The sequence below is a fragment of the Pseudomonas mangrovi genome (assembly GCF_003052585.1).
Taxonomy (GTDB): Bacteria; Pseudomonadota; Gammaproteobacteria; order Pseudomonadales; family Pseudomonadaceae; genus Aquipseudomonas; species Aquipseudomonas mangrovi.
Genome location: NZ_QASN01000021.1, coordinates 133,053 through 153,851, shown reverse-complemented (window position 1 = coordinate 153,851; position 20,799 = coordinate 133,053). Strand labels below are relative to the sequence as shown.

General features: G+C 62.2%; 15 protein-coding genes. 11 read left to right on the top strand and 4 right to left on the bottom strand.

Annotated elements, in window-relative coordinates; translation table 11 throughout:
- Positions 1-6: 6 nt before the first annotated feature.
- A complete protein-coding gene (locus DBO85_RS19490; protein ID WP_233356645.1) occupies positions 7-294 on the bottom strand; it encodes a hypothetical protein in 288 nt (95 codons plus the stop codon).
- Between DBO85_RS19490 and DBO85_RS16945 the strand changes: the two genes are divergently transcribed.
- The 7 genes from DBO85_RS16945 to DBO85_RS19600 all read left to right on the top strand — a co-directional run bounded on the left by DBO85_RS16945 (position 184) and on the right by DBO85_RS19600 (position 14,570).
- Complete coding sequence (locus DBO85_RS16945; protein WP_233356641.1) at positions 184-2,268, top strand: type I secretion system permease/ATPase; 2,085 nt, start codon at positions 184-186, stop codon at positions 2,266-2,268. The genes DBO85_RS19490 and DBO85_RS16945 overlap by 111 nt on opposite strands.
- Positions 2,265-3,674, top strand: coding sequence for an HlyD family type I secretion periplasmic adaptor subunit (locus tag DBO85_RS16940; RefSeq protein ID WP_108108629.1), 1,410 nt, complete (start codon positions 2,265-2,267; stop codon positions 3,672-3,674). Before DBO85_RS16945 ends, DBO85_RS16940 begins: the two co-directional genes overlap by 4 nt.
- 46 nt (positions 3,675-3,720) lie before the next feature.
- Positions 3,721-4,962: a glycosyltransferase family 4 protein gene (locus tag DBO85_RS16935; RefSeq protein ID WP_108108627.1), complete on the top strand. Its 1,242-nt coding sequence runs from the start codon at positions 3,721-3,723 to the stop codon at positions 4,960-4,962.
- 225 nt (positions 4,963-5,187) lie between these two features.
- The gene (locus DBO85_RS19155) at positions 5,188-5,901 is read left to right on the top strand and encodes a hypothetical protein (protein ID WP_146168217.1); all 714 of its coding nucleotides are present in this window, start codon (positions 5,188-5,190) and stop codon (positions 5,899-5,901) included.
- A 101-nt stretch (positions 5,902-6,002) separates the two neighbouring features.
- Positions 6,003-6,788 (top strand): hypothetical protein, encoded by a 786-nt coding sequence (locus tag DBO85_RS16930; protein WP_146168216.1) that lies wholly within the window; start codon positions 6,003-6,005, stop codon positions 6,786-6,788.
- Positions 6,789-6,800: 12 nt separating this feature from the next.
- A complete protein-coding gene (locus tag DBO85_RS16925) occupies positions 6,801-7,574 on the top strand; it encodes a hypothetical protein (RefSeq protein ID WP_108108624.1) in 774 nt (257 codons plus the stop codon).
- Positions 7,575-7,592: 18 nt separating this feature from the next.
- Positions 7,593-14,570 carry a calcium-binding protein gene (locus tag DBO85_RS19600; protein ID WP_108108623.1) on the top strand — a complete coding sequence of 2,326 codons (6,978 nt, stop codon included), beginning with the start codon at positions 7,593-7,595 and terminating at the stop codon, positions 14,568-14,570.
- Positions 14,571-14,712: 142 nt separating this feature from the next.
- Here DBO85_RS19600 and DBO85_RS16915 read toward each other — a convergent pair whose 3' ends face one another.
- Positions 14,713-15,189, bottom strand: a complete 477-nt coding sequence (locus DBO85_RS16915) for a DoxX family protein (protein ID WP_108108621.1) — start codon at positions 15,187-15,189, stop codon at positions 14,713-14,715.
- Between the two features lie 86 nt (positions 15,190-15,275).
- On the opposite strand from DBO85_RS16915, the gene DBO85_RS16910 reads away from it, so the two are divergent.
- The 3 genes from DBO85_RS16910 (at position 15,276) to DBO85_RS16900 (ending at position 17,860) form a co-directional block, all read left to right on the top strand.
- Entirely contained in the window at positions 15,276-15,869 is a 594-nt protein-coding gene (locus DBO85_RS16910) for a TetR/AcrR family transcriptional regulator (protein WP_199287001.1), read from the top strand.
- 273 nt (positions 15,870-16,142) lie between these two features.
- Positions 16,143-16,613, top strand: coding sequence for a DUF2537 domain-containing protein (locus tag DBO85_RS16905; protein WP_108108618.1), 471 nt, complete (start codon positions 16,143-16,145; stop codon positions 16,611-16,613).
- Between the two features lie 212 nt (positions 16,614-16,825).
- Positions 16,826-17,860: an NADP-dependent oxidoreductase gene (locus DBO85_RS16900; protein ID WP_108108617.1), complete on the top strand. Its 1,035-nt coding sequence runs from the start codon at positions 16,826-16,828 to the stop codon at positions 17,858-17,860.
- A gap of 47 nt (positions 17,861-17,907) precedes the next feature.
- Here DBO85_RS16900 and DBO85_RS16895 read toward each other — a convergent pair whose 3' ends face one another.
- The gene (locus tag DBO85_RS16895) at positions 17,908-18,444 is read right to left on the bottom strand and encodes a hypothetical protein (RefSeq protein WP_233356630.1); all 537 of its coding nucleotides are present in this window, start codon (positions 18,442-18,444) and stop codon (positions 17,908-17,910) included.
- 200 nt (positions 18,445-18,644) lie between these two features.
- Entirely contained in the window at positions 18,645-19,097 is a 453-nt protein-coding gene (locus DBO85_RS16890; RefSeq protein ID WP_108108616.1) for a UPF0158 family protein, read from the bottom strand.
- Positions 19,098-19,191: 94 nt separating this feature from the next.
- On the opposite strand from DBO85_RS16890, the gene DBO85_RS16885 reads away from it, so the two are divergent.
- Positions 19,192-20,757, top strand: a complete 1,566-nt coding sequence (locus DBO85_RS16885) for a GGDEF domain-containing protein (RefSeq protein ID WP_108108614.1) — start codon at positions 19,192-19,194, stop codon at positions 20,755-20,757.
- Positions 20,758-20,799: the final 42 nt, after the last annotated feature.

Here is a 20,799-nt window from a genome sequence, read left to right as displayed (position 1 = left end):
GAGCGGTCACACCATTGCCCCCTGCCTTTTGACGTATTGCGCCAAAAGCTCTATTTCGGTGCCTTCAGCCCGGTCGGCAGGAAGTTCTGACTGGTTCGCAGGTAAATCAGGGAAGAAGAAATGTCCGCTGTCGAAGAATCCGCTCCGTCCCCGGCGCCCGATTCGGGTCTTGCCTGCCTGCTCATGCTGGCGCGCTTCCACAACGTCGCCGCTTCCGCCGAACAGCTTCAGCATGAATTCGCCGCCGACGGCATGGTGTTTTCGCAAGTTGAGCTGCTGCTTGCCGCGCGTCATCTGGGACTCAAGGCGAAGCCGGTGCGAACCAATCTGGCCCGCCTGACCCACACGCCGTTGCCTGCAATCGCCAAGGCACGGGACGGGCGCTTCTTCATCATCGCCCGCCTGGATGAAGGCAAGGAGTTGATCCATGACCCGCAGATGCAGCGCCCCGAGGTACTGGAGTTCGATGCGCTGGAGGAGCGTTGGGGCGGAGAGCTGATCCTGATCCGTTCCCAGGCGTCGCTTGCGGGAGAACTGGCCAAGTTCGACTTCACCTGGTTCATCCCGGCCATCGTCAAGTACCGCAAGCTGCTCGGCGAAGTGCTACTGGTCTCCTTCGTTCTACAGATATTCGCGCTGCTGACGCCGCTGTTCTTCCAGGTAGTGATGGACAAGGTGCTGGTCCACCGGGGCCTGACCACGCTCGACGTGATCGCCATTGGTCTGCTTGGCGTGATGATCTTCGAGACGGTGCTGAACGGGCTGCGCAGCTACGTCTTCGCCCATACCGCCAGTCGCATCGACGTGGAACTCGGCTCCCGGCTGTTCCGCCATCTGGTCACCCTGCCGCTGGCGTACTTTCAGGCGCGACGGGTCGGTGATTCGGTCGCCCGTGTCCGCGAGCTGGAGAACATCCGCAGTTTTCTCACCGGCAATGCCATCACGCTGATTCTCGATGTGCTGTTCTCGGTCGTGTTCATCGCGGTGATGTTCCTTTACAGCGGCTGGCTGACGCTGGTCGTGTTGCTGTCATTGCCGCTGTATTTCCTGATTTCCTTCCTGATCACGCCGATTCTGCGTGCGCGCCTTCAGGAAAGCTTCAATCGCGGTGCCGAGAACCAGGCATTCCTGGTCGAGACGGTCAACGGTATCGATACGCTCAAGTCCATGGCGGTGGAGCCGCAGATCAACCGCAAGTGGGACAACCAGCTCGCCGGTTACGTCGCTGCCAGTTTCAAGACCCAGACCATCTCCACCCTGGCCAGCGAAGGCGTCGGCTTCGTCGGCAAGCTGGTGACCGTCATGACGCTCTGGCTCGGCGCCCGCCTGGTCATGGAAGGGGAGCTTTCCGTGGGCCAGCTGATCGCCTTCAACATGCTGGCTGGACGGGTTTCCCAGCCGATCATGCGGCTGGCGCAGCTGTGGACCAACTTCCAGCAGACCGGTGTGTCGATCCAGCGGCTCGGCGACATCCTCAATACCCGTACCGAGGTCGGCCAGGCCAGCCGCACCGCGCTCCCGCCAATCCGCGGGGACGTCGAGTTCGACCAGGTGCATTTCCGCTATCGCCCCGACGGCTCCGAAGTGCTCCGTGGAATCAGCCTGACCATCCAGGCTGGCGAGGTGATCGGCGTGGTGGGTCGCTCCGGCTCCGGCAAGAGCACTCTGACGCGACTGCTGCAGCGACTGTTCACCCCCGAGCGCGGACGAGTCATGGTCGACGGCATGGATCTGGCGCTGGCGGATGTGTCATCGCTGCGCAGGCAGATCGGCTTGGTACTGCAGGACAACATGCTGTTCGCCCGCAGCATCCGCGAGAACATCGCATTGACCGACCCGGGTGCGCCCATCGAGGCAGTGATCCAGGCCGCGAAACTGGCCGGCGCCCACGAGTTCATTCTGGAGCTGCCCGAAGGCTACGACACCATCGTTGGCGAACATGGCGCCTCGCTGTCCGGCGGCCAGCGCCAACGCATCGCCATTGCCCGCGCGCTCATCGGCAATCCGCGCATCCTGATCTTCGATGAAGCGACCAGCGCGCTGGATTACGAATCGGAGCGGGTCATTCAGCAGAACATGCAGGCCATCTGTCGCGGGCGAACCGTGATCATCATTGCCCATCGGCTCTCTGCCGTACGCGACGCCAACCGTATCCTGGTGATGGACCGCGGCCAGATCGTCGAGCAGGGCACGCATGCCGAGCTGCTCGCGCATCAGGCCGGTCACTACTCGCGGCTGCATCGCCTGCAGCAAGGGGGCGCGGCATGAGCGCTCGGCGCGAGCTGATGAATCGCTACCGCCAGGCGTGGCGACATTCGTGGCGCCAACGCAAGTCAATGGACGCTCCCGCGCGGCTGCAGCATGAAGTGCAGTTTCTGCCGGCGGCACTGGCGCTGCAGGAGGCACCGGTGCATCCGGCGCCGCGGATCATCCAGTGGACAATCATGCTGTTTCTCGCCTTGGCGCTGGTATGGGCCTGTGTAGGCGAGATCGATGTGGTCGCCACGGCAAGCGGCAAGATCGTGCCCAGTGGTCGCAGCAAGATCATCCAGCCCAGCGAAGTGGCGGTGGTGAAGGCGATCCATGTTCACGACGGACAGCGGGTCAGGGCCGGTGAGCTGCTGGTAGAGCTGGACGCCAGCCAGACCGGCGCCGACCTGGAACGCCTGCGCAGCGATCTGCTGGCGGCGCGCATCGACGAGGCCCGCGCGGCGGCTCTGTTGCTCGCCATCCAGGATCAAAGCGAGCCCATCCTTCCTGCCATCGCCGATCTTCCGGCAGACCAGTTGCTCTCCGCCCAGCGCTGGCTGCAAGGCCAGTATCTGGAGTTGAGCAGCGCGCTGGCCCAGAGCGATGCGGCCGTCGAGCAGCGCGAGGCCGAGATCCAGGCAGCGCAGGCCCTGGTGGCCAAGTTGCGGGACTCGCTGCCGATCACCCGGCAGCTGGCGGCCGACTACAAGCGCCTGCTGGACAAGGCCTATGTCGCCAGACATGCATGGCTGGAGAAGGAACAACAGCGGCTGGATCAGGAGCGCGAACTGGAAATTCAGTTGGCGCGGGTGCGTGAGCTGGGCGCCGCACGCAATGCTGCATTGCGTCAGCGGGAGAGCGTGCTGGCACAGACACGACGAGCCATGCTCGATCTGCAGAACGAGGCTGCGCAGCGTGTCTCGGCACTCAGGCAGGAACTGAAAAAGGCCGAACAGCGCGACGGCTTGCGGCGCTTGACTGCGCCGGTGGACGGCACTGTCCAGCAACTGGCCATCCACACCCAGGGCGGCGTCGTCACCGAAGCTCAGCCACTCATGGTCCTGGTGCCCAGCGATCAGCCGGTGGAGGTCGAGGCGCTGCTGGAAAACAAGGACATCGGCTTCGTCCGGCCGGGGCAGGAGGTGGAGATCAAGGTTGAGACTTTCACCTTCACCAAGTACGGCGTGGTCCACGGCACCGTCGTGAGCATCTCCAACGACGCCATCGAGGACGAAAGACTGGGCCTGGTCTATAGCGCGCGAATTCAGTTGAAGGAAACCAGCCTGCAGGTGGGGGGTAATGAAATCGCGCTTTCCCCCGGTATGGCGGTGAGGGCGGAAGTGAAGACGGACCGGCGCAAGGTCATCGATTACTTCCTGAGCCCGCTGCAGCAGTACGCCAGGGAAAGCTTGAGCGAGAGGTAGAGCCGCTGCAGGCGGGCCACACATCTGGAGTAACGCAAGGACGGTCATGAAAGTCTTGTTCATCCATCAGAATTTCCCCGGTCAGTTCCGGCATATTGCCGGGCATCTGGCGGGCCGTTCGGACGTGGAAGTGCTGGCGATAGGCCGTGAGCGTGCGCCCGGCCTGGCAGGCGTGCGCCTGCTGCGTTACAAGCCGCACCGCGGGGTCAGCAGCCAGACCCACCCCTACGCACGGACCTTCGAGGACGCCGTACTGCATGGCCAGCAGGTTCTGCGGCTGTTGCTGGAGCTGAAGTCCAAGGGCTATCGACCGGATGTGGTGGTCGCCCACCCCGGCTGGGGCGAGAGCCTCTACGTCAAGGAGGCGTTCTCCGGCGTCCGGCTGATCCATTTCTGCGAGTACTACTATCGCACCCAGGGGGCGGATGCCGGCTTCGACCCGGAGTTTCCCCTGGAGCTCAACGGCGCCGCGAGCGTGCACAGCCGCAACGCCTTGCACCTGCTCAATTTGGAAAATTGCGACCTCGGCATCGCGCCGACCCACTGGCAGCACAGCCTGCACCCGGCGGCCTATCGTGAGCGCATCCGCGTGTTGCACGAAGGTGTGGCTACCCACCGACTGCGGCCCGACCCCAGCGCCAGCCTGCGCCTGCCGGATGGCCGAGTGCTGCGGGCTGGTGATCCGATCATTACCTACGTGGCGCGCAACCTGGAGCCCTATCGCGGCTTCCACAGTTTCATGCGCGCACTGCCCGAGGTGCTGCGCGGGCACCCGAATTGCCAGGTATTGGTGGTGGGCGGCGATGGCGTCAGCTACGGCTCCAGACCCAAGGGGGCCGCCAACTGGCGGGAGAAGCTTTTGGCGGAGCACCCGCTCGATCAGGGTCGCGTCCACTTCCTCGGCAAGCTTGCCTACGAGGACTATCTGCGGGTTCTGCAGGTATCGATGGTGCATTTGTATCTGACCTATCCCTTCGTTCTTTCCTGGTCGCTGCTCGAGGCCATGGCCGGCGGCTGCCTGGTAGTGGGGTCGGATACGGCGCCAGTACGAGAAGTGATCCGGCACGGGGATAACGGCCTGTTGGTCGACTTCTTTGATAGTTCCCTGATCGCCCGGCAACTGCTCGACGTATTGGCGCGGCCGGAAAGCTATCGGCCACTGCGTGCAAGAGCGGCGCAAACGGCGGGGGCGTACTCGATTGAAAGGGGCATTGCGGGTTATCTGGAATGCCTCGGTATTGGGCCGGGGCATATGCAGTTGACCCCCGAAAGTTCGGTGAGTGTTTAGTGGGAAGAGAGTGTGCGGTAGAGATGCTCTGAATTAGTTGGGGCGGGCTTCAAGTGATTAATGGGTGGGGTTAGGAATGGCTAGTGCAATAAGTGCCTGTATCGATATCAAAAATAAAGCTGCTCCCCTTGTGGTCGCATGTTCGCTTAAGAAAATTAATTCTTGTGAAAGAAAAGTGGCGCCGCTATGAGTTTTTTTTGGTGCTTGGCTGCATGGGTGTTTCTCTTGATTGCAGCAATTTATCTGGTAAGGCTGTACAAGAAAGAAGCCATTAATGGAGAAGTAGCAGAGTGCAGGAGCGGACTAATAGTTCCAGCTATATTTGCACTAGTAACCGGACTGCTACTCGGTTCTATATATCTACTGGGAGGATACAAGGGGCAGCTTGGCATCTCTGGATATTCTTCAGCACCAATGGTTTCGTGGGTGGGAGGTATCATTTCCTCGCTCTCCACCCTCGCCAGCATAGCCGGATTGATACTGGCGTTCTCTACGCCTGTGGCAGTCACCCGGTTCGGCAGACAATCCAAGCGACAGGCAATTACGCAATGGATTCTGTTGCTTGCCTTGTCGGTGGCGATATTTCCACTTTCTCGTTGGGCAGGTAGCAAGCAAATTGACAGAGAAGACTCCGATGTCACTTCAGTCTACGAGAAAATCATAGTCGGTCGCCCGGTTGACGATGTGTACCTGCTGCGCAACTCGGATCATAAGGAACTTTCCATAAGCGTCCCGGCGGGAGCCACTAGGCGATTGCAGGAGACTTTCGAAGCCCTAAGAAATCGAGGCCGCACAGACTTCCTCGAGATCGGCAACAACCGTCTTGGCAGAAGGAATCGAATCGTACTGGTACTTCATGGCGGTAATACCGATAGATCAAGAATCATAGAGAAAGCATTCCTTTTTGATGGGGAAAAATATGTCTCGGGAAAGCCCTAAAGGGAAACGCCTTAGAATGGGGGGGGAAGAGCAGATTTATTTTTGCGGAGATCGAAAATAAATCCGTTCCCTTTTGTGTTTATTAGTTGATGGGGGTGGGAGTGGCTAGTACAGGAAGTGCGTGGGGAAAACTCAAGATCGTGCTGATTGTTGGCGGGGTGCTCTGGTTGCTGGGGGCTTTGGCAATGATTTCCACTACCTGGAATAAAGGCGGGGGAACGCCGGTCAATCGTTCTCTGGGCGCTAATGGCGGGTTCGAGGGGGACTATCTGATTGTGGATTGGCCGGCAAGGAAGACTGGCACGGATATCCGCAGCTTCAGGGAGTGGCCCGCTTTGCGTCTGAAAATTCCGCGTGAATATGTCGAGATGAGCATGACGCGTCGCGACAGGCAGGGCGAGCTTAATGAAGTAGCCATTCTGTTCGAATTGCCGGGGCCGCGCCCGGTCCCCAAAAATGCGCCTCGCTCTGATGATCCCGAGTCCAAGCGGTTGGGGCGATTTATTATGTCAATGTGGGGTGAGATGTTTGAAGACAGCATTGTTGACAAGAGCATAGGTGTTAATCCTAAAAGTGGGCAGTATGTATACGTGGGTAAGCGCCACGGTTTGGATCAATATGCGAGATATGATTGTGTTGACAAGGAGATTCTAGCCGGGCCGGACGCCGAAGGGTGTGTTCAGCAGTGGGATGGCGGCGGGTATGTCTATATCGGTAGCGAAGGGGGGGAGTATTTTAAGATTAAGTGCAAAGGCGATAGTTGCTGGGGTATGTTTTCTGTGGGGGGGCGATTTGTTAGGGTCGGTATAGGCTCGCGTGACGTAGAGAGCTGGGCTGATATTCTTCCGCCTGCGAAGCGCTTGTTTGAAAGTTTCATGGATAATTAAAAAAGGATTTTTATGTCGGACTATAATTTTGAGAAGCAAGATAATCTTCCGCTGACAGATGCGGAGCTAAAATATCTGGATAGTTACTTGGTTAGGGGTGATCGAGGTGGCTACTACATGGCACTTTATGCCATGACAGGTAACGCCCAGTCGTTGGAGCAGGCACAGATTGCTACGTTTAGTGAAGGGTTGGGGGGCACCGCTTTCGTAGCCAATACTTTGCTTCAACAGTTACTGCCGGAAGGAGAGTATCCCGGCGTCTACTACATGTCGCAAAAAGTGGCGAAGGAGAGCCTTCTCTATGTCGAGCAGTATGTCGCAGCGGGGAAGTCTGGCTACCTAGACCGAGAACAAATGTTCAACTCCGCCCATGATGCGTGGAAGTTCGGTTGGCAGCGGGACGGCGGCAATGATGTCTCCGGGTATTTTCCCGGCCAGTTTCTCAGCGGCTTGCATATGCTCACCAGCGGCATGGCACAGGCGGCGGAAGTCTATGAGCTGGTAGGTGAGCCCATAGAGACCGTCATACCGGAGCTCGTCATTGAACATACCGGGAACGCATTGGCCAGCCTGTTCTCGGAGTACCGGCTTACCCCCGCGAACTTGATGGAAACGCTGCTGACGTCCGGCTTCTGGGCTGGATTCGTTGCGGTGTTCGGATCGGAAATCTTTGGCAAGCGGCTATCCGACTACGAGGGGGAGGACCTGTACGGCAACGACCTGTCCGAGAAGTATCGGGTTCATGAGCTGCCTGACGCGAAGTACAAGGTCGTGGTCTCTATCTAGACCGGCAAGGTCGAGGGTGTGTTCGACAACACGCTGTTGCCGACCAACAGTGTCGAGGTCTTGAACGAGCTTTCGCTGGCCGTCAGCAATTCTGCATTGTTCGCGATTGGCGGTTTGCAGGGTTCTCTACTGCGTCTGGCGCTGGACAGCTTTTTTGCGGAAATGCGCAGAGGGTTTACCGAGAGCAATCCCGGCTGGTGGAACGGTGATGTGAACCCCTTGATGACCAATGCCCATGACCAGACGCCGCATCCTTATCCTCTGTCGTTGGTAGGCGGGGCTGGGAACGAAACGCTTTGGGGCGAGGGCGGCTGGCTGGGCTTTCTCTACAGGGACCAGATTGCCGGCGGCGAGGGCGACGACCGCATCTTTGGCGGCGATGGTGGTGATGACCTGAGGGGCGATGACGGCGATGACATCATCTATGGCCAGGCTGGCAACGACTTCATCTTCGGTGGAGATGGACAGGACGTGCTCCGTGGCGGTGATGGCGATGATTACATCCATGGTGGCGACGGCGACGACTACATCGACGGCGATGACGTCATTCCGGAAAGCTCCGGGAACGATGAGCTGTATGGCGGCGCGGGCAACGACACCATTGCCGGCGGGAAGGGGAATGACACGTTGTATGGCGGCGTAGGCAACGATCTGCTTTCGGGCGGTCTGGGTGATGACATCCTGGAAGGCGATGACGATGCGGATACCCTGCGCGGCGGCCAGGGCAACGACTGGCTATCCGGCGGAAACGGGGCGGATCTGCTGATTGGCGGGGCTGGAGATGACGCTCTGTTCGGCGGCGAGGGTGACGACAGATATGAGTTTTCCGGTGATTTTGGCAATGACGTCATTTCAGATGTCGATGGCAGTGTCTGGATTGGTGAGACTCAGCTAACCGAGCTCTACGCTGCTGAAGAAGGCGGCAGCATTTACCGGACCGCCGATGGGACTGTCAGCGTTACTCGGCTGGGAGGTGTGCTGGGGACCACTGAGTTGCTCGTGAGCGCAGTGGGCGCGAACCAGGGGAGCATATCAATCAAGGCGTGGCAGCAGGGGCAGTTGGGAATCTTCCTGCTGGATCAGCCGCCGCCTGCCCCTGGTGCCACCATCACCGGCGATATCAAGAAGCGCGTCAACGAAGGCGGCGGTTATGTCTTCAGCGAGACCGGCTACGCCGCCGACGGGGTGGAGGCCGATGCGGCCGATATCCTGCTGGGCACGGCGGGGGCTGACGTGATCCTCGGTCTGGGCGGCAACGACGGTATCGAGGGCGGTGCCGGGGACGACTGGATCGATGGCGGCGCGGGCGATGACCTGCTCTTCGGCGGTGCCGGGCGCGACACCTTGATCGGCGGGGCGGGTAACGACCACATCTTCGCCGGCCGCGACGCGGGCCTCGCCCGGCCGGGCAGCACCAGTTATGTGTGGCAGGCACCGGCGGGCGACGAAGTAAAAATGACCGGTTTCTCCTGGGGGATCAGCCGCCGGCCCGGCTCCCTGACTTGGGTTGTCCAGCCGCTGAACGCGCCCTATTGGCGAGAATCGCCGGGGAGCCTGGTTTATGGCGGAGAAGGCGATGACTACGTTGTCGGAAGCAAGGGCCAAGATACGCTCTATGGCGGTGCCGACGATGATTACGTGTATGGCATGCATGGCGATGATTTCATTTCCGGCGGCGAGGGCGCGGACCACTTGATCGGCGATGGTGCCGAGGATGCAAGCTCCTCCAGTTTCGTTTATGTGCCCGGAGATCAGGGTGGCAACGACACCCTCCTGGGCGGCGCGGGCAACGACACACTGCAGGGCAATGGCGGCGATGACTGGCTGTACGGCGGCGCCGACGATGACATTCTGGTGGGTGGCGACGGTAATGACTGGCTCGCGGGTGGCAGTGGCAATGACCAGCTCAACGGTGGTGAAGGCAGCGACACCCTCGTAGGCGGCGCCGGGGTCGACATGATGGACGGTGGCGCGGGCGACGACACCTACGTATTCGAGGCTGGGGACGCGACCCACCAGGCGAACATCGACCCGAACGGCCCGGTGTACTGGGACGAGATTCGAGATACCGATGGGCATAACACCCTGGTGCTCAATGGCGTGACCTCCCTCGATTCGCTGCGTAGCAATATGGTGGGCGGCTCGGTGGTGGCGCTGCACCTCAACGAGTCCGAGCAGATCTATATCCATGGCGGCCTGGCGGAGGCTATCTCCAGCGTGCGCCTGGGCAACGGTCAGGTATTCAGCTTCGACGAGTTACTCCTGAAGACCATGCAGACGCCGTTGGTCCGTGCTGCCAGCGAGGCGGGGCAGACGCTGGTGGGCGGCCAGGGCGCCGATCAGCTGTGGGCCCACGAGGGTGGCTCGACGCTGATTGGCGGTGCAGGCAATGACAGCCTGCGTGGCGGTGCCGGGGATGACCTCTATGTGGTCGGGGAAGGCAACAACAGCCTGATCGACCTTGGGCTGGATTCCAGCGACGTCTATCGGTTGGCGCGCAACAGCGGCTTCAACACCCTTGCCGATAGTGGCGGCGAGGATTTCATCGATCTGGCGGATGACGTGGTGCCGGCGGACGTGCGGGTGCGCAGCAACGGCCGGGACCTGATAGTGGCGGTCGCCGGGGGCGGCAGCGTGCGGGTGCTGGACATGGTCCAGGCAGGCACCGGTGCCCTGAACGCGCAATGCGCTATCGAGGGTGTGCGTTTTGCCGATGGCCAGCACTGGGATCTGCAGCGGCTGCTGCAGGAAGCTGGGCGGGGCGGCGACGGCAATGATCAGCTCTACGGCTTTGACGGCGCCGACAGTCTGGACGGCGGTGTCGGGGACGACTGGATAGAGGGCCTCGGCGGGGACGACAGCATTCTGGGCGGCGAGGGGCAGGACACGCTCATCGGCGGGCTCGGCGACGACAGCCTGTGGGGCGGCGACGGGAACGACTCGCTGGTTGGCGTCGAAGGCAATGACTGGCTGGATGGCGGCGCCGGCGACGACACCCTGTTCGGTGGTGAGGGCGCCGACACCTACGTCTTCAGCCGCTCGGGTGGCAGTGACCTGATTCGGGACGACTTCGCCGAGCAGACCAGCATAGTGCTGGCCGATGGTGCCTTGAGCGAGCTGCAGATGCGCCGCCGGGGTGACGACCTGGTGCTGGTCTATCCGGGCGCCGAAGGCGAGCTGCTGCTGCAGGCGTTCTTTCTTGGGGACTTGCCGAAGAGTGGCCTGAGCTTCATCGAGCCGTCGGGCGCGACGACCGCACTGAGTGCCGAGCAGCTCAATGCGCTGACTCTGCAAACCAGCGATCTGGACGATCTGGTGACGGCTAACGGCCTGGCCAACCTGATTCACGGGCTTGACGGAAACGACACCCTGCATGGCCTGGCCGGCGACGACAGCCTGTTCGGTGACGGTGGCGACGATCAGCTCCACGGTGGGGCCGGAGACGATCTGCTCGACGGCGGTGCAGGCAACGACTCGCTCTACGGTGGCGAGGGCGATGACACCCTGCGTGGCGGTGCCGGCAATGATCTGCTCGATGCCGGCGAAGGCGCCAATCTGCTAGAGGGTGGGGAGGGTGACGACACGCTGCTGGGCAGTGGTGTGCTCGACGGCGGCGCCGGTCATGACCTGATTGAGGGAAGCGGGATGCTCCTGGGCGGCGCGGGTGATGACACCCTTGTCGGCGAGGGAGAGCTGCACGGCGGGGATGGTAACGACTCGATTCGTGGCGGTGGCGTGCTGTACGGCGGCGCGGGCAGCGACGTACTGGTCTCGATGGATGGCATGAGCACGCTGTTCGGCGGTATCGGCGAGGACACCCTGTCCGGGGTCGGGCAGTTCTTCGGCGAAGACGGCAACGATCACCTGCTTGGCGCGGGCGAGCTGGATGGCGGGGCAGGGGATGACCTGATCGAGGGTTCGGGCCTGCTGATGGGCGGCGCGGGCAACGACACCCTGATCGGCGAGGCCTACGACACCCTGCAAGGCGGCGCCGGCGACGACCTCATCATCGCCAACAATGACCCTTGGGAATGGCGCGAGAGCACGCTCCAGGGCGGCCAGGGCAATGACACGCTGCATGGCTCGTTCGCAGAGAACACCTATCTGTTCGACCTGGGCGATGGTCATGACCTGATCATCGAGCGCCGGGCCGACCAGGCCTGGAGCAATGTCGAGCCGGGTTTCGACAGGCTGATCTTCGGCGCGGGTGTTCAGGCGGACGAGCTGAGCTACCACCGGCGTGGCCTCGATCTGGTTGTCGAACACACCAACGGCACTGACTCGATCAGGGTACAGAACTGGTTCCGCGAGCCGACCGAGCATTTCAAGATCGATCTGTTCGTATTCGCTGATGGTAGCGAGCTGGCTGCGTCCGAGATCGAGAGCCGCGTCCTGTATCACGGCAGCAGCGGTGCGGACACCCTGCTCGGTTACCGAGACAGCGACGAAACCATGCGGCTGGGCGATGGCAACGACCAGGCCTGGGGGCGCGGTGGGAGTGACGTGCTGCATGGTGAGAACGGCGACGACTACCTCTCCGGTGATGCTGGCAACGACAGCCTCTTCGGCGGTGCCGGAAACGACCAGTTGATCGGCGGGGCAGGGGATGACTTCCTGGCTGGTGGGGCGGGCAATGATCGCTATGTCTACCGTCCAGGCGATGGCAAGGACGTCATCGACAACCGCGGCGGCGGTAATGACGGGCTGTTCTTCAGCGGAGGAATTGGCGAAGACCGCCTCGGTTTTACCCGCGATGGCGATGATCTGCTGATCCTGGTGGATGGGGACGCCGAGCAGGCGGTTCGTGTGCTGGGGCATTTCCTCGGCGGCGACCGGGCCATTGCCTATGTCCAGCCGGATGGCGGTTACATGCTCAGCGCCGAACGTATCGCCCAGATCATCGCGGCCGGAAGCGTGCCAGGTGGTTTCGACGCGCTGATGGAAGGCACGGCGGCGGGCGAGCAATTGCTCGGCAGCCAGGGACGAGACCTGATGCGAGGACTTGCCGGCAATGACACGCTGTTCGGCATGGCGGGTAACGATCTGCTGGAGGGTGGCGATGGCAATGACTACCTCTCTGGTGGCAACGGTTCGCAGCAGGGCTCCGGGGCCGACACGCTGCTCGGCGGAGCTGGCAACGACACGCTCGATGGCGAGGATGGAGACGATGAGCTGGCCGGCGGCGCAGGTGATGACCGCTACTACTACCGGGCAGGCGGAGGCCGGGATGTCATCGATAACGCCGGCGGCGGATTTGACGGCGCGTTCTTCATCGGCATTGACCGCTCACGTCTGAGCTTCCATCAGGACGGAGACGATCTGCTGATTCTGGTGGACGGCGACTCGGCGCAGCAGGTGCGGGTGCTACGACACTTCCTGGGCTCGGAGCACGCGCTCGATTATGTGCAGCCGGATGGCGGCAACTATCTGACGGCCGCGCAGATAGCCGGCCTGCTGACTGCCCTGCCTGGCGCGGGGCAGCCCGGAGGAGGCGAGCCCGGCGGTGGTACACCGGGAGACGGCAACGAGCCGCCGGTGGCGGGGCTGGGTGGAGACGATCTGCTGACCGGCAGCACAGGCAGCGACATTCTTGTCGGCGGTGCAGGAAACGACACCCTCGTTGGCGGCAGCGGAAACGATCTACTGCTGGGTGGCGTGGGAGACGATGTCTACCGCTACAGCGCGGGTCAGGATGTCATTCAGGAGCAGGGCGGCAATGATGTTCTGCACTTCACCAACGGCATCACCTTCAACCAGGTGGCTTCCGGCCTGATGAAGTCGGGTAACGATCTGATCCTGCCGGTCAACGGCAGCACGGCCAATCAGGTGACGTTGCGCGACTACTTCCTGGGTGGTGACGCGCTGGTCGAGAGCATCACTTTCGAAACGGGCGGGCAGTTGACCGCGGCGCAGATATTCGGCGCATTCGGGCTGGCAATTCCTGCGCCGGCCGCCGCCTTCGATGCGCAGGTACAGGGTTCTTCCGGCGATGACGCGGCCCTGGTCGGGACGAACGGACGCGATCTGCTGCAGGGCTTCAACGGCAACGATGTGTTGTCGGGAGGTGCCGGAAATGACCGTCTCGAAGGCGGCAACGGCAACGACACCCTGATGGGTGGGCAGGGCAACGATGCGCTGCTTGGCGGCCGTGGTGATGATGTCTATGTGTTCGCCGCAGGCGGCGGTCAGGACGTCATCGACAATGCGGGTGGCGGCTTCGATACCCTGCGCTTCGAAGGGATTGCCTTCAACCAGGTCTCCAGTGGGCTGATGCGAAGCGGCAATGATCTGGTGCTGCGGGTCAGTGGCGGGACCGATCAGGTGACCATCAGGAACTGGTTCCTCGGCGGTGACAACGTGGTCGATGTGATCACCTTTGCATCGGGAGGGCAGCTCACCGCCGCACAGCTATTTGGCGCCTTCGGCGTGGCGAACCCTGATCCGTTGGGCTCACCGGCATACGCCAATCTTCCTGATGAGCGTTCCTTCGGCAATCTGGTGGCTGGGCAGGCGGCTGGACATACCATCCTCGGCTCCAGCGATGCGGATCTGATTGACGGCGGAGCAGGCAACGACACCCTGGTGGGTGGCAGAGGCAACGATTACCTCATGGGTGGCGACGGTAGCGATACCTACAGGTTCGCCCTGGGGGACGGGCAGGATGTGATCAACAATCTGTCCAATTCCCCAGACGATAACGACGTGCTGGCGTTCGACGGAATCGGCCGGGACAGCCTCTGGTTATCCCGAGAGGGTGACAGTCTGGTCATTGACGTAACTGGTTCGGAGGACCGGGTAACGGTGCAGGACTGGTATGTCGCCCCGGCGCAGCGCCTGGACTCGATCCAGGCCGGCGGATCGGTTCTGTATGCCAGCCAGGTGGATAGCCTGGTCGAGGCGATGGCTGCCTTCGGAGCTCCGTCTGGGGGAGAACTGGCGTTGAGCCAGTCCCAGCGAGAGCAGCTGGAGCTGGTGGTCGCGGCCAACTGGCAGTAAGTCTGTAACCGCTGTCTTGTGTGTGAAAAAGAGCCCTGCGTGCAGGGCTCTTTTTATTTCCGTTTCTGGTGTCACAACGTCGGGTATGACCTTGGCGTTTTGTACGTTTTTCCAGAGACGCTCGGGCGAAGAGTTTTCGATATCACTGCTTTGCCGAGTGGCTGAACGGTTGGCGTAGCAACTCCGCGGCATACAGCGTCCAGATGATGATCAGCGGCTGAAACGGCAGGCGTAGCCAGTAGTACCACTGCACGCTGGGCAAGCCGTCGACATTCAAGCCGTGCAAGGCGTTGTGCAGATTGGCCGGGAATACGCAGACGAAATACAGCGCCAGCAGCCCGCCGGCCAGGCGGCGGGTACGTGTCCATAGCAGCCCAAGTGCACCTGCGATCTCGCAGGCGCCGGTAAACAGAACCAGCTCCATATGCCAGGGCAGATAAGGCGGCATCATCGCCAGGTAGCGCTGCGGCGTCAGCCAGTGATCCATGCCGATCAGCAGCAGCGCCACGGCCAGCGCCAGGCGCATGCGTGCTGGCCAGGACGCCAGTCCAGCGGCGCCGCAGCGGGACGCAAGAGCGGCCAGCAAGGTGAAAATCAGCAACAAGGCAACGAATAGCATGGGGTTTCTCCAAGGCAGGGGCTAGTGCTCTGGCGTCGGTGCGAGCATCATGTGGGCGGTGTAAACATAGAGGGAGGATGTGGGCGGTGTCAACATCGGAAGAGAATGCCCGTACCTATCACCACGGCGACTTGCGAGCGGCATTGTTGGCGGCTGCCGCAGAGCTGTTGGTAGACGGCGGCGTAGCCGCAATCAGCTTGCGTGAAGTCGCGCGCCGGGCGGGCGTTTCGCACAGCGCGCCCTACCGCCACTTTGCGGATCGGGATGCGTTGCTGGCGGCCCTGGCGACCGACGGCTTTGACGAGCTGGCACAGCGAATGAAACGGCAGTCAGCGGCTGGTCTTGCGGCGCTCGGGCAGTGCTATGTCGCCTTCGCCCTCGAGCAGCCGGGGCGCTTCGCTCTGATGTTCGGCGGTATTGCGGACAAGTCGCGCTATCCCCAGCTACGACATGCCGCCCAGCTGCTCTACCAGCAGCTCGGAGCGGGTGTGGAGGCGCTTGCGCCCGCGCAGGATCAGGCGACCGCCAGCCTGGCTGCCTGGAGCCTGGTACACGGTCTGGCGACGTTGTTGCTCGATGAACAGCTGCCTGGACAGGACGCCGCTGCGGCAGCGCGTGCGGTGACCGGGCTGTTTGCGACGGGGTTGCAGCTACAGCAGCGCGCGGGTAGCTCAAGCTGACAGATTGTCCCGCTTGCCGCCATGCAAGCGTCTGGTCGGCGGCCGCGTCGCTGCTGCGTTTGGTGCCCTTAGGGCGCCTCTTTACGCAAGACTCGATGCCCGTTTTCTGCATCATCTGAAGAGTCGTCGTATTCGGGCATCGCCAAGTAGACGCGCGTGATGGTGAGCACCGCCGGCCCGCCTGAAAAGGCCGGCCTTGAGCTATCTCAATGGCTTTTCGATATCGCCTCTTTTAAGCTCGCCAGTCCTCTTTTCCTCTCAAGGATGCAGTAGATGTCGAATGTCGCGGAGCTCAAGGAGCGCGTTAACACCAAAACCCTCAACCTGGTTCTGCTGAGCCTGGCCACGTTGGGGATCTATCCGATTCTCTGGTTGTGGCGCAACGGGCCGGTGCTGCGCGAGGTCACCAAGGGCGAGATCGGTGGTGATCTGTTCCTGATCTGGATCGCGGTATGTGCGGGCTGGAGCGGTGGTCTGGCCGGCAGCGGCGAAGTGGCGCTGGATGTGCTCAGCTTGCTGCTGTCCCTTGCGCTGGCGGTGCTCTACATCGTCTGGGCGTTCCAGGCGCGTTCCGCGCTGCAGCGTTATGCGCTGAACGAGCACGGTGTGGATCTGCGGATGAACGGTTTCTATACGTTCCTGTTCACCGTCTACCACATCAACTACTGCATCAATGATCTGCCGGAGGCCAAGCGCAAGCAGGAGATCCTCTCGGCGCATGCGAGCCAGATGCCTGCCGCCTGACGCAAACAGGATCGACCGGGCCGGGGCAGTTGCTCCGGCCTTTTTGTTTCTCCTCTCGACGCTAAACCAGGCCGCGGTGGCGAGGGCTTAACGCAAAGTCAGCAGGAGGATGATCGGTGCTCACCGGCGTGAATAAGGCTGCCCGCTGGTTGCCGTGCGCAGGTGGGCGGCCTTTACTGTCGGTCCGTCTTGAGTCTCAGGAGAACCTGCACATGTCGCAATCTGCCACCCGCAATCGTCGTTTGGTACTGGCCGAGCGTCCGCATGGAGCGCCCAACGAGCGCACCTTCCGTCTTGAAGAGGAGGCGCTGCCGCAAGCGGAATCCGGGCAGGTGCTGCTGCGTACCGTGTTCCTCTCTCTCGACCCCTACATGCGCGGGCGCATCAGCGAGGCCAAGTCCTACGCCGCCTCGGTGGAGATCGGCCAGACCATGGTCGGCGGCACCGTCAGCCGTGTGATCAGCTCGAAGCTGGACGGCTTCGCCGAGGGTGACTGGGTGCTGTCGATGAATGGCTGGCAGGACTATGCGCTGTCCGACGGTACCGGTCTGACCAATCTCGGCCAGGCGCCGCAGAACCCTTCCTACGCCCTGGGCATCCTCGGCATGCCGGGCTTCACCGGCTACATGGGCCTGCTCGATATCGGCAAACCGCAGGCTGGCGAGACGTTGGTGGTGGCGGCGGCGACCGGGCCGGTGGGCGCAACTGTCGGCCAGGTCGGCAAGCTCAAGGGCTGCCGCGTGGTCGGCGTGGCTGGTGGTGAAGAGAAGTGCCGCTTTGCGGTAGAAACGCTGGGCTTCGATGCCTGCCTCGATCACCATGCCGACGACTTCGCCGCGCAGCTGGCGGCGGCCTGCCCGGACGGCATCGATATCTACTTCGAGAACGTCGGCGGCAAGGTCTTCGATGCGGTGCTGCCGCTGCTCAATACCCTGGCGCGGATTCCGGTCTGCGGGCTGATCGCCCAGTACAACCTGACTTCCCTGCCGGAAGGCCCGGACCGTCTGCCGCTGCTGATGCGCACCATCCTGACCAAGCGCATCAGCATGCGCGGCTTCATCATCTTCGACGACTACGGCCATCGCTATGGCGAGTTCGCCCGCGACATGAGCGCCTGGCTGGCGGAAGGGCGCATCAAGTACCGCGAGCATCAGGTGGAGGGGCTGGAAAGTGCACCCAAAGCATTCGTCGACCTGCTCGAAGGGCGCAACTTCGGCAAGCTGGTGATTCGTGTCGGTGCCGACTGAGTCGTCGGTTACCCGCGCCGTCACCCGGCGGCGCGGGTTCCCATGGCTCAGCGCTTGGGCGTGAAGTCCCGGCCCCAGACGCGGATGGCGGTGATCGGTGCTTCCGGTGTTTCGAAGACGAAGCGCTGACGAATGCCGGCACGCGGCGGGATGGTGAGCTCGAAAGGGTTGTCTGTGCCGACGACCAGGGCACTGGAATAGCCATCCTCGTCAATCGCCAGCAGGGCGTTGGCACTCTGCAGGTTGATCAGCCGAATCGGCTTGTCCGAGGTGTTCTTCAGGCCCAGCGCGGCCACCAGGCGGCCGTCGTCCTGCTTGATCGAGAGGACCTCGACCTGCCCCTGCTGCTGTTCGAACTGCTCGAAAGTCGAGATCGACAGCGCGCCATCCACCCCTTCTGTTTCCTCTCGTCCTTCGGTGATGCCGTCGCTGACCCCGCCGAGCAGGTTCTTGCCGGCCGAGATGGCATTGGAGACGGCGCCCTTGGTCGCATCCTTGAGCAGCGAGTCGGATTCGGCCTGGGCCGTGGTAAGCAGGCTGGCGCCGAGCAGTGCGACGGTCAGGAGGGGGCGGCGAAAGGACATGCGGGGTGCTCCATGCAAAAAGGCGAGGGCGCGATTATCTGCCTCCGCCGCCCATGATGGCAGTGCGCCCGTGGCGCTTTGGTGCCTGCGTCACATCCCGCCTGCCAACCGGGGCTTGCTCGGCCCGGTAGTGATGCCTTGCGCGAGTCCGAGCATCAGCACAGAAGCCTGTTCTCACGCCTCAGTACCGGAGAGCACCGCTACCCGTGCCGAGGTCGAGCCGCGATGCTGGTCTGCGCTGTGCGCGGATGCAAGTCATGCTCTTCCAGCCACTCGAGCGCCAGTTCTCGCAGGCGGTTGGCGTAGAAGCGCTGCCAGGCTTGTTCGAGCGTCGGATGCTGAACGAGCTGGTAGGCAAAGTTGCGCAGCGCGCGGCGGCCCTGCAAGGCGTTGCGCAGAACCATGTGCAGCGCGTGGTCGCCGAGTTCAAGCAGGAATGCCTCGCGCAGGGCCAGCCGTTGTTCGAATGTCAGGGGCTTGATACGCAGGTAGCGCTCTGGATCGACCTGATACTTTTCCTCGCTACCCGGCTCGGCCGCACCAGGCGGCAGCGTCAGCAAGGCGCCATCTTCCAGGTCGAGGTAGTGCATGCGATTGCGTTCGTCGTCCAGCGCTCGGGCCAGCGCATCGGTATCTATGGTGATTGCAAGCATGTGTTCCGGGCTCGAGTGGGCAATACTAGTGCGACAGCGCCGGCGCGGTGGGGTTGCCTGCGCCGGATGACGCGTATTTGTAGCAGAAGTGACGATGCCGAGAATTGATCTCAAGAGCCTGATCCTGGGGCTGTCGCTGGTGGTGGCGCTGCTCACCTTCGGCAACGGTTTCTTCGCCAGCTACCGTATCCAGCGTGACCTGTTGATGGATCATGCGCTCGAGTCCAATCGTGTGTATGCCGCCAAGCAGGCGCACAACGCGGAGGGTTTGCTGCAGGCGATCCAGCAGCAGCTGGCGTTCAGTGCCTCGCGACTGGCCGCGCGGATGACGGACGAGGCCTGGCTGGAGGAAGAGGTGCAGCGCCTGAAAGGGCAGAGCCAGAGCTTCAATTCTGTGCTGATGGTTCGCGCGGACGCGCGAGTCCTGGCTTCCGCTCCCGACTCCCTTGGCCTGACCGGGCACATCCTCGATACCCCCGGCGCCCGCGAAGCCCTCAGTCGGCAAACGCCGCTGATTACCGAGCCTTTCATAGGTGCCAGTGGCAATCTGCTGGTGTTCATTTCCCAGCCGATTCATGACGAGCAGGGCCGTTATCTCGGTTATGTCGGCGGCTCGCTCTATCTACATCAGGAGAACATCCTCCAGCGTCTGCTCGGACGACATCACTACGCGGACGGCTCCTATATCTATGTCGTCGATCGCGGCAGGCATCTGATCTATCACCAGGACGATGCGCGAGTCGGTGAGCGTGTAACCGGCAATCCGGTAATCGAGGCAGTGCTGCGGAGCGAGAGCGGTAGCCAGCGCTTGATTAACTCGCGTGGCGTGGACATGCTCGCCGGCTATGCCCCGGTCCCCAGCACCGGTTGGGGCGTGGTGGCGCAGACGCCGACCGAAGTGACCTTGAACGCGCTCAATCGCCTGATGGGCGAGATCGTTCTGCGCGCCACGCCGTTCTCGGTCATCTGCCTGCTGTTGATCTGGTGGATGGCGCGGCGTATCGCGCGGCCGCTCGAACAACTGGCGGCGAGCGCGCAGCACTGGGAATCGAACAGTGCCGCGGAACAGATCGGCGCCATTCGTGGCTGGTACAGCGAGGCGGAGCAGCTCAAGCGCTCCGTCCTGAACGGACTTGCCCTGCTACACATGCGTCTGGGGCGGCTGAACCTGGAGAACGTGACCGATGCGCTGACCGGCCTGTTCAATCGTCGCGGGATGCAGGCGGCGATGGACGGCTGGCTGATGCAGGGCGCTCCTTTTTCGCTGGTCTTGATCGATATCGACTACTTCAAGCGGGTCAACGACCAGCATGGCCACGACGTCGGTGACCAAGTACTGGAGTTCGTCGCGCAGAAGATGCGTGAGTGCTCGCGCGGCAGCGACCTGCTCTGCCGCGCCGGGGGCGAGGAATTCGTCATCCTGTTGCCGGGAGCCGAACTGGACGCCGCGGTGCAGCTGGCCGAGCGACTGCGCCAGGCCGTGGCCGCCAGTATCAGTCCGACCGGCAGCGGGCTGACGCTGTCCGCCGGCGTCGCGCATTGGAACCCCGGCGCGGAGACCACCAAGAGCCTGCTCAAGCGAGCCGACGAGGCGTTGTATCGGGCCAAGGGCGAGGGTCGCAATCGCGTGCTTTGCGCGGAGCCGCCAGCAACCGAGTGATCCTGCGCAGGCAGCGTTGCGTCGGCTCCGTCTGGCGCTCGG

Bases quoted from the DNA above. Each gene is read 5' to 3' on its own strand.
- DBO85_RS16945 (WP_233356641.1), top strand. From the start codon at position 184: ATGCTGGCGCGCTTCCACAACGTCGCCGCTTCCGCCGAACAGCTTCAG.
- DBO85_RS19490 (WP_233356645.1), bottom strand. From the start codon at position 294: ATGACGCGCGGCAAGCAGCAGCTCAACTTGCGAAAACACCATGCCGTC.
- DBO85_RS16940 (WP_108108629.1), top strand. From the start codon at position 2,265: ATGAGCGCTCGGCGCGAGCTGATGAATCGCTACCGCCAGGCGTGGCGA.
- DBO85_RS16935 (WP_108108627.1), top strand. From the start codon at position 3,721: ATGAAAGTCTTGTTCATCCATCAGAATTTCCCCGGTCAGTTCCGGCAT.
- DBO85_RS16925 (WP_108108624.1), top strand. From the start codon at position 6,801: ATGTCGGACTATAATTTTGAGAAGCAAGATAATCTTCCGCTGACAGAT.
- DBO85_RS16915 (WP_108108621.1), bottom strand. From the start codon at position 15,189: ATGCTATTCGTTGCCTTGTTGCTGATTTTCACCTTGCTGGCCGCTCTT.
- DBO85_RS16905 (WP_108108618.1), top strand. From the start codon at position 16,143: ATGTCGAATGTCGCGGAGCTCAAGGAGCGCGTTAACACCAAAACCCTC.
- DBO85_RS16900 (WP_108108617.1), top strand. From the start codon at position 16,826: ATGTCGCAATCTGCCACCCGCAATCGTCGTTTGGTACTGGCCGAGCGT.
- DBO85_RS16895 (WP_233356630.1), bottom strand. From the start codon at position 18,444: ATGTCCTTTCGCCGCCCCCTCCTGACCGTCGCACTGCTCGGCGCCAGC.
- DBO85_RS16890 (WP_108108616.1), bottom strand. From the start codon at position 19,097: ATGCTTGCAATCACCATAGATACCGATGCGCTGGCCCGAGCGCTGGAC.
- DBO85_RS16885 (WP_108108614.1), top strand. From the start codon at position 19,192: ATGCCGAGAATTGATCTCAAGAGCCTGATCCTGGGGCTGTCGCTGGTG.